11 protein-coding genes, 1 riboswitch and 1 other annotated feature are annotated in these 12141 nt (G+C 47.9%); of the genes, 7 read left to right on the top strand and 4 right to left on the bottom strand.

Annotated features, from left to right (window positions below):
- The first annotated feature begins 79 nt into the window (after positions 1-79).
- The 7 genes from VN379_RS24960 (at position 80) to VN379_RS24930 (ending at position 9065) form a co-directional block, all read left to right on the top strand.
- The gene (locus tag VN379_RS24960; RefSeq protein ID WP_325538843.1) at positions 80-1105 is read left to right on the top strand and encodes an aldo/keto reductase; all 1026 of its coding nucleotides are present in this window, start codon (positions 80-82) and stop codon (positions 1103-1105) included.
- A 63-nt stretch (positions 1106-1168) separates the two neighbouring features.
- Positions 1169-1427, top strand: a binding site (T-box leader).
- 193 nt (positions 1428-1620) lie between these two features.
- A complete protein-coding gene (ilvB, locus tag VN379_RS24955; protein WP_325538842.1) occupies positions 1621-3309 on the top strand; it encodes a biosynthetic-type acetolactate synthase large subunit in 1689 nt (562 codons plus the stop codon).
- 4 nt (positions 3310-3313) lie between these two features.
- Positions 3314-3811: an acetolactate synthase small subunit gene (gene ilvN, locus VN379_RS24950; protein WP_325538841.1), complete on the top strand. Its 498-nt coding sequence runs from the start codon at positions 3314-3316 to the stop codon at positions 3809-3811.
- 191 nt (positions 3812-4002) lie between these two features.
- Positions 4003-4104: riboswitch (purine riboswitch) on the top strand.
- 155 nt (positions 4105-4259) lie between these two features.
- Positions 4260-5378, top strand: a complete 1119-nt coding sequence (locus VN379_RS24945) for a BMP family ABC transporter substrate-binding protein (RefSeq protein ID WP_325538840.1) — start codon at positions 4260-4262, stop codon at positions 5376-5378.
- 189 nt (positions 5379-5567) lie between these two features.
- A complete protein-coding gene (locus VN379_RS24940; RefSeq protein WP_325538839.1) occupies positions 5568-7082 on the top strand; it encodes an ABC transporter ATP-binding protein in 1515 nt (504 codons plus the stop codon).
- A complete protein-coding gene (locus tag VN379_RS24935) occupies positions 7072-8133 on the top strand; it encodes an ABC transporter permease (protein WP_325538838.1) in 1062 nt (353 codons plus the stop codon). The genes VN379_RS24940 and VN379_RS24935 overlap by 11 nt, the downstream gene beginning before the upstream one ends.
- Entirely contained in the window at positions 8133-9065 is a 933-nt protein-coding gene (locus VN379_RS24930) for an ABC transporter permease (protein WP_325538837.1), read from the top strand. Before VN379_RS24935 ends, VN379_RS24930 begins: the two co-directional genes overlap by 1 nt.
- An 80-nt stretch (positions 9066-9145) precedes the next feature.
- On the opposite strand, the gene VN379_RS24925 is transcribed toward VN379_RS24930, so the two are convergent.
- From VN379_RS24925 to VN379_RS24910, 4 genes are read right to left on the bottom strand one after another with little or no spacing between them, the layout of a single operon-like run.
- Complete coding sequence (locus VN379_RS24925) at positions 9146-9796, bottom strand: amino acid ABC transporter permease (protein ID WP_325538836.1); 651 nt, start codon at positions 9794-9796, stop codon at positions 9146-9148.
- Positions 9793-10464: an amino acid ABC transporter permease gene (locus VN379_RS24920; RefSeq protein ID WP_325538835.1), complete on the bottom strand. Its 672-nt coding sequence runs from the start codon at positions 10462-10464 to the stop codon at positions 9793-9795. Before VN379_RS24920 ends, VN379_RS24925 begins: the two co-directional genes overlap by 4 nt.
- Positions 10464-11288, bottom strand: coding sequence for a transporter substrate-binding domain-containing protein (locus VN379_RS24915; protein WP_325538834.1), 825 nt, complete (start codon positions 11286-11288; stop codon positions 10464-10466). Before VN379_RS24915 ends, VN379_RS24920 begins: the two co-directional genes overlap by 1 nt.
- Before the next feature lie 32 nt (positions 11289-11320).
- Positions 11321-12046 carry an amino acid ABC transporter ATP-binding protein gene (locus VN379_RS24910; protein WP_325538833.1) on the bottom strand — a complete coding sequence of 242 codons (726 nt, stop codon included), beginning with the start codon at positions 12044-12046 and terminating at the stop codon, positions 11321-11323.
- Positions 12047-12141: the final 95 nt, after the last annotated feature.

Below are 12141 nucleotides of genomic sequence, written 5' to 3'. Positions count from 1 at the left end.
GATAATAACATTAACGGAATTTTAAATTGGTTGGAAACACCAGTGAGGTGCTCTAACCTGGAAAGGATGGATATAAAGTATGCAGTACCGTAATTTGGGACAAACCGGGTTAACCATCTCGGAAGTAGGTTTTGGGTGTATACCTATTATTCGTCTGGAAACTAATCAGGCGGTCAAGACACTGCGTCATGCTTATGAACAGGGTATTACATTCTATGATACCGCAAATGCCTACCGCGATAGTGAGGATAAGATCGGCAGGGCTTTTTCCGGGATGAGGGACAAGATTGTCATTGCAACCAAAACCGGACGCCGTGATGGGGCTGGAGCGCTGGAGCATCTTGAAAATAGTCTGCGGATGCTGCAAACAGAATATATTGATCTATACCAGCTGCATCAGGTCTCGCGTGAACAGGATTGGGAGGTTGCAACGGCTGCCGGCGGAGCGTTCGAGGTGGCGAAGCGGGCTCAGCAGCAGGGCAAAATACGGCATATTGGTGTTACCTCGCACAGCCTGACAATGGCCGTACGGTTGGTTAAGACCGGCTTATTCAGCACAATCCAATTTCCTTTTAACTTTATTGAGGATGCAGCTAAAGGCGAATTACGTGAGCTGGCGATCAAAATGAATGTTGGGTTTATTGTGATGAAACCGTTTGCCGGTGGCATGATTGACAATGCAGCAATTGCTTTCAAGTTTCTGCGGCAGTTTCCGGAGATGTTACCCATCCCGGGCTTTGACTCACCTGAGGCGGTTGACGAAATTTTGTCCTTTTATAATGAAGTGAATACTGTTACCGATGCTGATCTGGTGTTGATGGACAAATATCGCAATGAGCTGGGCAAACAGTTCTGCCGGCGCTGTGAATACTGTCAGCCTTGTCCACATGGGGTAAGTATAACCCCGGCTATGGGGTACCAGGTAATCGCACGGCGGATGTCACCGGCAGTTGCGGTTGATTTTGCCCGTAATGCGATGGAGTCTGTGGAAAAGTGTATCGAATGCGGTGAATGTGTTCTCCGCTGTCCCTATGAGCTGCCGATCCCGGAAATGTTGAAAAAACATCATGTTATGTTCAAAAATCATCAGGAAAGTACAAAATAAAAGAATAGTGTTGACACCGGGTGGATTTTTTTGTAACATAACAATAATAAATAGTATAAAGATGTAAAGACGATGAACGGAAGAGTAGTTATATCACGATATTAGCAGCGAGCTGGGGTTGGTGTGAGCCAGCAATATCTAATATAATGAAAATCATCCGTGAGTTGCGGGCTGAATTTTTAGTAAGCCGCGCCGGGCTCTCTGCGGAGAAATTGCCGCCCGTTATTGCGGCGAGGTATCGAGGTTTCTCTGTACCTATGAGCGGCTATGGGTGAAACTATAGCAATTTGGGTGGTAACGCGGAGTAAACTCCGTCCCTGGGAAAGGGGACGGAGTTTTTTTATTGGTCTACCAGAATTTGCAAATAAATTCTGTGGACATAAGAACGACTAAGGCTTCTGCCGTCGTCCTAAAGGACTTGGCACAAGCCAAGTCTTTTCTAATCTGTAGAGCCTATTGGTAAGAAAAGTTGTTGCATTTTAAATTATGTGGAGAGGTAGAAGGAGGGTTTTAACTTGAAGATGCTGGGGGCAGAAGCGGTCATTGAGTGTTTGAAGGCTGAAGGGGTTGAGTTGGTATTCGGTTATCCCGGAGGCTGTGTATTGGCCCTGTATGATGCGTTGTTTAATCTTAAGTTTCCCCATATTTTAACCCGTCATGAGCAAGGTGCTGTTCATGCCGCCGACGGCTATGCCCGTGCTACCGGCAAAACCGGTGTTTGCTTTGCGACATCAGGCCCCGGCGCAACCAATCTGATTACTGGAATTGCGACAGCTTATATGGATTCAGTCCCGTTGGTGGCGATTACCGGTCAGGTAGGGGTTGCGGTGATCGGCAAAGATGCTTTCCAGGAGGCTGATGTCTGCGGTATCACTACCCCCATTACCAAGCACAACTATCTGGTAAAAAAAGCCCAGGATTTGCCCCGGGTTATGAAGGAAGCGTTTTATATTGCCCGTACTGGCCGGCCAGGGCCGGTTGTTGTCGATATATCCCGTGATGTTTTCAACACGAGCTTTGATTTCGAATATCCGGAGGCGGTTAGACTGCGGGGCTATACACCGCTGTTTGACGGAGACCCGGCAAGTGTTGAGCTGGCTGTGCAGGCTTTGGAAGCAGCCAGCAAACCGGTGGTATTTGTCGGTGGCGGTGTTAATATCTCCGATACCGCCGCAGTGGTGCGTAGATTTGCCGCCATGACCGGGTTCCCGGTATTTTCCAGCCTGATGGGATTAGGGTGTATTCCTTCTGATTCACCGCAGCATTTGGGCATGGTTGGTATGCATGGCACTTATGCTGCCAATATGGCTACAATTGAGTGTGACCTTTTGCTGGGGATTGGCGTCAGATTTGATGACCGTGTAACAAGTTTAGTTAAAGATTTTGCCCCAAATGCGAAGATTGTACACTTTGATATTGATCCTGCCGAGGTAAATAAGAATATATGTGCCGACCTAAAGGTTCTTGGTGATCTGCGCTGGTCTTTACCGCTGTTATGTGAGAAGGCAGCAAGACGCTCCGCCGGGCAGTGGCGCAGCTCAATTGCTGCCTGGACAGAGCGTGTTCAGACCTGGAAGCAGGAAAAACCGTTAAGCTATTGCCAGACAACAGCAAGCATCATGCCGCAGGCTGTTATTGAGCAGGTAAGCCGGCTTACCCAGTCTAATACTGTCATTGTAACAGATGTCGGGCAACACCAGATGTGGACTGCACAGTATTATAATTTCCCCAAAGAGCGTTCTTTGCTGACGTCAGGCGGTCTTGGCACTATGGGCTATGGCTTACCGGCAGCGATTGGTGCTCAACTGAGTTCGCCGGATAAGACGGTGGTATTGTTTACCGGGGACGGCAGCATCATGATGAATTGTCAGGAGCTGGCGACGGTGGCCGATAATGGCTTGCCCATTAAAATTATTGTAATGAATAATCAGGTACTGGGTATGATTAGCCAGTGGCAGCGGATGTTTTACGGACAACGTTATTCCCATTCCACCACTAAGGGGCACACTGATTTTGTAAAACTTGCTGAAGCTATGGGCGTTACCGGTCTACGGGTGACTAAGCCGGATGAATTGGTTCCAACTCTGGAAGAGGCTTTGCGGATACAGGGTCCGGTACTTGTTGAGATATTGCTCCCTGAAACGGAGGATGTGCTGCCGATGGTTCCCCCGGGAGGTCGCCTGGATCAAATGGTGGAGGGATGAATGGATGAAACATACATTAGCTGTTTTAGTTGAAAATAGGCCTGGGGTTTTGACCCATATCTCAGGGCTAATTAGCAGACGGGCCTTTAACATTGAGAGTATTGCCGCCGGCTATACCGAAGAGGCTGATACCACCCGGATTACGATCAGTGTTGAGGTAGAGAGCGAGGTCGAGCTGGAACAGGTAGTAAATCAGCTATCTAAACTGGTTGATGTGATTAAGATTGTAAACCTCACCTATGTCGAGTCTATTGAACGGGAATTAGCATTGATCAAGGTCAAGGCCAGCAAAACAAACCGTTCTGATTTAGTCAATGTTGTGGAGATCTTTCGGGCCAAAATTATTGATGTAAACCGGGAAACCGTGGCTATTGAGCTTACCGGTGAGGAAAGTAAAATCGATGCTTTCTGTGAAGTGCTGCTTGATTTTGGGATTATTGAGATTGTCAGGACCGGTAAGATTGCGCTCTCACGGGGGCCGGTTCCGGCAAAGGATATGTAACTACCCAACAGCCAGCGCGGCTAAACCACAATCATGGCGCTGGCTGCTCTCCCGGAAATATAATGGCGGCGATGGTCGAGAGCAGGGGGCTGTGCCATAGTTCGTTTTAGCTGGTGTCAAAGTCTTGTGGATTTTTATAGACTTTTGTCCCATTATGCGGTATACTCAATCCGAAAACAGATTTTTAGGTTACATTCAAATGAATATGTACTCGTATAATCCCGGAGATATGGTCTGGGAGTTTCTACAAGGGAGCCGTAAATGCCCTTACTATGAGTGGAAGTGTCCTATTGTCTATGGGGAACCATGGAGAAGCCCGGCAGGAGGTCCGCTCTCAAGATTGAGTGCTGACTTATTCCTGTCTGGGCTTTTGTGTTTGTTGAGGCTGCTCTGGGTTAAGCCCTTACATAGAGCGAGTGGCAATCTTTAAGTAATAGGGGGAGTTTTGGTGATAAGGCAAGGCAAACGGAATACAGGTCTACTGGTGATGGTTACATTATTGGTTTTAGCCATCCTGATTGCAGGCTGCGGTGGACAAAAACCTGCAGAAAACCAGCCTGCTAAAGCGGAAAAGGTGAAAGTGGCTTTCGTTTATGTCGGACCGGTTGGGGATGCGGGCTGGTCATATGCTCATGATCAAGGTCGTAAGCAACTGGAAAAAGAAATGCCTAATATCGAGACAACGTATGTTGAAGCAGTTCCTGAGGGGGCTGATGCAGAACGGGTACTTACAGAACTCGCAATGAAAGGCAATAAAATTATTTTTGCTACCAGCTTCGGCTATATGGATTATGTGCAAAAGGTAGCACAAAAGTTTCCGGATGTTACCTTCTTGCACTGTTCCGGCTTTAAAACAGCTAATAATGTAGGTACCTATTTTGGTAGAATGTATCAGGCAAGGTACTTATCAGGGCTGGCTGCCGGCAAGCAAACCAAGAGCAATACAATCGGCTATGTGGCCGCATTCCCAATCCCTGAGGTTGTTCGTGGCATTAATGCCTTTACCCTGGGGGTACAAGCGGCCAATCCGGATGCTAAGGTAAAAGTTGTCTGGACCAATACCTGGTATAACCCTGCTACTGAAAAAGATGCGGCTAAGAGTCTTCTTGACACAGGCGCTGATGTAATCGCGATGCATCAGGACACTCCTGCACCAATGCAGGCAGCCGAGGAAAAGGGGAAATTTGCCGTGTCGTATAACACGGACATGCGCAATTTTGCTCCTAAAGCGATATTGACCGGCCCGGTGTGGAACTGGGGACCGTATTATGTTAAAACTGTTAAGTCTATTCTGGACAAGAGCTGGAAATCAGAACAGTACTGGGGACCAATGTCTGATAACATTGTTGATCTTGGGCCTTACGGACCAATGGTTGCTGAAGATACCAAAACTATGATCGCTAAAAAGAAGGAAGAAATTATTAAGGGGCAATGGGATGTATTCACTGGCCCTATCAAAGACCAGCAAGGGAATATAAAAGTTCAAACCGGTCAAAAAATGGCTGACAAAGATATGCTTGAGTTTAACTGGTTTGTACAGGGCGTGGAAGGAACCATTTCTAAGTAAGTTGCGGGAGGCCGTTTTGTAATAGAAACGGCCTTCTATAATGTCATAATAACAACGCTCTACTACGGGTGCGGGGCTTTCCGCTGTATATAAATTAAGCCGGAAACAGCTGGATAATTGGCGGTGGGCATTTAGCGCAAGTGCCTATCGCCAAGGATCAAGTTTAATCTTAGAAGGGTGGTTTATGTAGTGGCAATTCCCATGGTGGAAATGATTAATGTAACGAAACGATTTCCCGGAGTCATTGCGAATGATCGGGTCAGCCTGACAATTAATAAATCCGAGATCCATGCTTTGCTTGGCGAAAATGGGGCTGGGAAAAGTACTTTAATGAGCATTCTTACAGGGCTGTACCGGCCTGATGAGGGGGAAATCTACCTGCGTGGGCAGAAGGTTGACCTGCGGTCTCCCAAAGATGCTGTGGCTCATGGTATCGGTATGGTGCATCAGCATTTTAAGCTGATTAAATCCTTTACTGTAGCGGAGAACATTACGCTGGGGCTGCGCAATGCCGGGATGTTTTTCAATAAGTCCGAGATAGAGGAAAAGGTTGGGCGGTTTTGCCTGCAATATGGTATGCTGATTGACCCGGCTGCCAGGGTATGGCAGCTGACTGTCGGCGAGCAGCAGCGGGTAGAAATTCTCAAGGCATTATTCCGCGGTGCCGAGATCTTGATTTTGGATGAGCCTACAGCGGTATTAACCCCACAGGAAGCAAGAGACCTATACCGGACACTCCGGCTAATGGCCAAACAAGGCAAGGCTATTATTGTCATTTCTCATAAGCTCAGTGAGGTGCTGGAGGGGACTGACGCGATCACCGTTTTACGCGGCGGTCAGTCTGTGGGACAAACCCGGACTGAAAGAGCTAATGAGCAATTGTTAACCAGAATGATGGTGGGAAAAAGTGTGGAGCTTAGCTGTACCAAAAGTGCTGCTACGCCGGGGGCAACGATATTAGGGCTTGAGAGCATCTCCTGTTTGAACAATCGCGGTCAACTCGCTATCCGGGATTTATCGCTTGACATTCATGCCGGTGAGATTCTGGGGATTGCCGGAGTGGCTGGCAATGGGCAAAGTGAATTGGCAGAGGTTGTGGCCGGACTACGGGAACTCGAAGGCGGGAAAAGGCTTATTAAGGGGATTGACCTCACGGCCGGCAACCCGAAAAAGTTTATCGAGGCTGGTGTCAGTTATGTACCGGAAGACCGTCTGGGTACAGGTCTGGTTCCCGGACTGGATGCCGTAGATAACTACCTGTTAAAGAGCTATGACCGAAAAGGGTATTTCATTAACTGGAAGGAAGCCTTGGCAGAGACGCTGCAGGCCATTGAACAGTTTGGCATAAAGATTGCAAATATAACTAATCCTGTGCGGATGCTGTCTGGAGGAAACCTGCAAAAGCTGCTCCTGGCCCGGGAAATTTCGGCAGATCCCCAGCTGCTTGTTGTTGTGTATCCAATGCGCGGCTTAGATGTAGGAGCTATGGAGACAGTGCGGCAGCTGCTGCTGGAGCAACGCGAAGCAGGCAAGGCTATTTTGTTTATCTCCGAGGAGCTTGATGACTTGTTTGCTTTATCAGATCGCCTGGCGGTACTGCACCGGGGTGAATTAATGGGGGTTGTTGATCCCTGTACGGCATCTGTGGAAGAGGTCGGACTCATGATGGCCGGAGAGAGGCTGGTGACTAAGAATGCGGTTTGAAAAACGGGATACAGTTTCGAAGAAAATGATGGTGGTTGTACCAATTCTGTCGATTGTTATCGGCCTTGTTTTTGCCGGTCTTTTTATTGGTTTATCAGGTAAAGATCCGCTTGAAGTGTACCAGTTGATGTACACAGGGGCTTTTGGGTCTGTTTATGGATTATCTGAGACCCTGGTAAAGGCAGTACCCTTGATTTTAGCCAGCTTAGCCGTCTCGGTTGCATTCCGTATGCAATTATGGAATATTGGCGCCGAGGGTCAGCTCTATATGGGGGCATTTGGTGCGACCTGGGTTGCGCTAACCTATCCCGGGTGGTCTGCCTGGGTGCTGCTGCCGGCCATGATGCTGGCCGGATTTCTCATGGGTGGGTTGTGGGGCCTGCTGCCGGCGATTCCCCGGGCTTATTTCAAGGTTAATGAGACAATAACGACATTGCTGTTAAATTATATTGCCATGCTCTGGGTAGATTATCTGGTCTATGGTCCCTGGAAAGATCCTAAAGGGCTTGGGTTTCCCATTACCGCTCCGTTTTCTGATGGCGCTATTTTACCGTCCTTTGGGGTTACCCGTATCCATTTAGGAATTGTTTTTGCACTGATGGCTGTTTTCATATTATATGTCGTCTTGCGTTATACCCGCTGGGGGTTTGAAATCCGGGTCAGCGGCGAAAGCGCGGCAGCAGCCCAATATGCCGGCATGAATTATGTGCGCAATATTTTACTGGTGATGTTTATTAGCGGTGGTTTAGCTGGTCTGGCAGGTATGACTGAGGTGTCAGGTATTACCCAGCGGCTTCAGCACGGCATCTCGCCAGGCTATGGCTATTCGGCAATCATCATTGCGTGGCTGGCCCGCCTGAATCCGTTCGCTATTGTATTAGTGTCTTTTGTTTTTGGCGGGATGCTGGTTGGTGGTTTTAGTATCCAGACCAGCGGCTTTCCGGCTGCGACGGTGGCGATGCTCCAGGGGGCTATCTTGTTTTTTGTGGTTGGTGGGGAAATCTTTGTGCAGTATCGACTAAGATGGTATGAGAAGGAGCGGGGTTTGTGATGGAACAGTCAGTATGGGTAGCTATTTTAGCTACAGGTATTATTGCCGGTACGCCCATTCTTCTTGCTGCTTTAGGGGAAATCCTTGCCGAGCTTGCGGGGGTAATGAACCTTGGGGTTGAAGGCATGATGCTTGTTGGGGCGGTTACCGGCTTTATGGTTGCCATGCACACCGCTGATCCCTGGCTTGGCTTGCTGGCCGCTATTGTTGCCGGCGGGTTGATGGCCCTCATCCACGCTTTTCTAACGATTACGCTGCGGGCCAATCAGGTTGTTAGTGGTCTGGCGCTGACCATTTTTGGCACAGGCTTAAGTGGTTATATTGGTAAATCCCTGATCGGGGTGCCGCTGGCTAATACTTTTAAGCCCTTTGCCCTGCCTGGGCTTAGTGAGCTTCCTGCTGTTGGGATTATCCTGTTTCAGCATGATGCCCTTGTTTATCTTAGTTATTGTTTGGTTGCTTTTCTCTGGTTTTTCTTATTTCGCACCAGAAAAGGGCTGGAAATGAGGGCTGTGGGGGAGAATCCCGGGGCAGCCGATACGGCCGGGCTTAATGTGTTTGCAGTCCGGTATTTATTTGTGGTTATCGGCGGGATGCTTGCCGGTATGGCTGGTGCTTACCTATCCTTAGCGTATGCGCCGTCCTGGCTGGAGAACATGACGGCAGGCCGCGGCTGGATTGCGGTGGCCCTGGTTATATTCGCTACCTGGCACCCAGGTAAGGCTTTTCTTGGCAGTTTTCTGTTTGGGACAATCGACGTGCTTGGGTTTCATATGCAGAACTTTGGAATCGCCGTGCCGTCATTTTTCCTTAAGATGCTGCCTTATGCGATTACCATTATTGTTTTAATCGTTGTCACCCGTGAAACAAAGAAACGGCGGGTAGCTGCACCGGAAGCGCTGGGTATTCCTTATAACCGGGAAGAGCGATAATAAAGTAAAAGTAGTGTGGGCCCCACCTGTGTCAGGTGAGGCCCACACTACTTTTTGTATGCGAAAGGGGAAGGGGTTAGCTAGTAGCTTCTGGCAGCAAGCCGTCTTTGTTGGTAACGGGCGATGAACGAAAGTGAATAGTTCACCACAAAATATAGTCCGGCAATTGTCCCAAATATCGTGAAGACTTGTGCGGTCGAACCATATTTGCCCATGATAATCATGCCTTTGCCTGTTAAATCCTCGACACCGACGGCCCAAACAAAGGAAGTGTCTTTAATGACTGTCGTGAATTGGGATAACAGGGGCGGAATCATGTTACGGAAAGCTTGCGGCAGAATAATGTGAATGAGGGTCTGCCAGTAATTAAAACCCTGGGAACGGGCGGCTTCCCATTGACCCTTGTGAACTGAATTTAGTCCGCCCCGGATAATTTCCGCCATAACAGCCGAAGTGAAGACTGTCATAGCTAATATACCTGAGTTGACAGGTTCCAGATTAGTGGTAAACCTGGCAGCGAGAATGAAAAGCAGTAGCGGTGTGTTGCGGATTGAGTCGATATAGAGTGTGGCAAGCCGGCTGTATAGCGGGTGGGCGGAGAATTGCGCCACCCCTAATACTGTACCAAAGACTAAGCTAAGGATAATCGACACAATCGAGATTTTCAAGGTAACATAAAGCCCATCCATCAGGAATAAAGCAATTTCAGGTTTAAGAAGGTCTTGGATCATAATGAGACCTCCAGTTTCTTTTCCATGCGCCGGGCCAGATTGGCCAGCGGATAGCAAAGACAGAGATAAAGAAGTCCTGTAATGACATAGGCCGGTCCGTAATAGAGGTTGCTGCTGGACCAGGAGTCAGCATGATACATAAGATCGCCGCCTGCAACCATGGCCAGCACTGAGGTGTTTTTAATCAGGCTTACTGACTGATTGGTTATCGGGGGGAGGACAATCCTTTTGGCCTGAGGCAAGACAATATAACGCATCGCCTGCCAATAATTAAAACCCTGTGAATAGGCGGATTCCAATTGACCACGTGGGACAGCCTGCAGACCTGCCCTGATTGCTTCTGCTACATAGGCACCATGATACACGCCAAGTCCCAGCACACCGATTGAAAATACCGGGAGCATAATACCGAGATGCGGCAGGCCATGGTATAAGAAGATGACCTGGATGACTAATGGGGTATTTTGAATAAATTCGACATAAATCCGGTTAATAACGCGGAACGATCGCCCGGGGGCGGTGCCAAGAATGCCGAACAGGATACCAAGGGTTAATGCCAACGTCAAACCTAAGGCTGCTACCATAAGTGTTGTAATAAAACCTTCGGCAAAGACTGTCCAATCCTGGAATAACGCCAGCCACTTAAACCCGGCGAAAGGGCCTGGCACTATTTAAGTCCCCATTTCGCGAGCAGTTTATCAATTTCACCGGATTTTTTCATGTCGTTTAAGGTATCGTTTACTAACTTAGCCAGGGCTGTATTGGATTTCTTGGTGGCTGCACCATACTCCTGGGGGGCAAACCGTTCACTAAGAATAGTAGTGGAATCATCTAAATAACCAAAGAGGATAGCAGCGTCAACACTAAAGCAGTCTACGCGGCCGGAATCCAAGGCTGCTTTTACTTCAGCGTAGGTACCGAATTCCAGGAAGCTGACCTTAATGCCTTGTTTATCAGCTGCTTCTTGGATTGCTTTACGGCTGGTAGAACTCTGGGCGACACCGATCTTCTTGCCGGCAAGGTCTTTTAATCCCTGGGCGCCGGATGCTTTTTTAACCATTAAAGCCACACCGTCAGTATAATAGGGATCAGAGAAGTTGTAGCTGTTTTTACGCTCTTCGGTAATGGTAAAGGTAGCAAGTACAATGTCAACATCGCCATTATCAAGGAGTGGTCCACGGGTTTTAGCAACAGTGCCTGTTAACTCAATTTTGTTTTCGTCACCAACAATTTTTTTAGCTAACGCTTTAACCAGATCAATCTCGAAGCCCTCAACATTACCTGTTTTAGGGTCTTTATAGCCAAATTTAGGAACATCTACTTTTACACCGGCCTTAAAGACGCCACGGTCTTTGATGGCTTTAATATCAGCAGGGACTTCTTCCTTGGATGCAGTCGGCTGGGTTGTTGAACCGCCGCAGCCTGCCAGGAAGATGCTGAAAGCCAGCAACATAACGAAAGAGATGAATACGGATTTTCTCATGAGTTTCATAATAGAATCGCCTCCATATTTTTTATTAGGGATTAATGCAAAATACGACTCAGGAATAGTTTGGTTCGATCGTGATCAGGATTAACAAAGAAATGCTCCGGGGTTCCTTGTTCCATAATTCGCCCTTCATCCATAAATATGACTCTATCGGCAACCCTGCGGGCGAATCCCATTTCATGAGTGACTACAACCATGGTTATTCCTTCGTTAGCCAGGTCAACCATAACGTCAAGAACCTCTTTAATCATTTCCGGGTCAAGTGCTGAAGTGGGTTCATCAAACAACATGATTTTAGGGTGCATGTTCAGGGCTCGTGCAATAGCGACGCGCTGCTGCTGGCCGCCTGATAATTGAGATGGATAGGCATCGGCTTTTTCTTTAAGCCCAACCCGGTCAAGGAAGGCCATACCTGTTTCTGCAGCTTCGTCTTTCTTGACACCTTTTAGAAGAATAGGAGCAAGAGTCAGGTTTTCCAGTACAGTTTTGTGAGGGTAGAGATTAAATTGTTGGAAAACCATGGCAGCAGACTGGCGTATTTGATTTACAGATGCATTGGATGCGGTGATATCTACCCCATCCACAACCACACTGCCGCTATTGGGGCGTTCTAATAGATTCATACATCTGATCATTGTACTTTTACCAGAACCACTAGGCCCGATAACAACAAGTTTCTCACCAGTTTTTACTGTCAAGTCAATGTCTTTAAGTACGTGGTTGTTGCCAAAAGACTTATTTACCTTAGTTAAGCTAATCAAGTAGCATTCCTCCTCCCTTGTAAAAATTGGTAGTAAAAAAGACGCTCAATCCAGATTGGATTGAGCGTCTTTGCTCAGCCTTTACAATATACTGC

It is taken from the genome of Sporomusa sp., assembly GCF_035561255.1.
Lineage (GTDB): Bacteria > Bacillota > Negativicutes > Sporomusales > Sporomusaceae > Sporomusa.
Note: the sequence above shows the minus strand (reverse complement) of the source record. Positions and strands in the feature narration are given on the sequence as shown.

What these genes read in the sequence shown, in the direction of transcription:
- VN379_RS24935 (WP_325538838.1), top strand. Translation starts at nt 7,072, where the DNA reads ATGCGGTTTGAAAAACGGGATACAGTTTCGAAGAAAATGATGGTGGTT.
- VN379_RS24960 (WP_325538843.1), top strand. Translation starts at nt 80, where the DNA reads ATGCAGTACCGTAATTTGGGACAAACCGGGTTAACCATCTCGGAAGTA.
- VN379_RS24915 (WP_325538834.1), bottom strand. Translation starts at nt 11,288, where the DNA reads ATGAAACTCATGAGAAAATCCGTATTCATCTCTTTCGTTATGTTGCTG.
- VN379_RS24925 (WP_325538836.1), bottom strand. Translation starts at nt 9,796, where the DNA reads ATGATCCAAGACCTTCTTAAACCTGAAATTGCTTTATTCCTGATGGAT.
- ilvN (WP_325538841.1), top strand. Translation starts at nt 3,314, where the DNA reads ATGAAACATACATTAGCTGTTTTAGTTGAAAATAGGCCTGGGGTTTTG.
- VN379_RS24930 (WP_325538837.1), top strand. Translation starts at nt 8,133, where the DNA reads ATGGAACAGTCAGTATGGGTAGCTATTTTAGCTACAGGTATTATTGCC.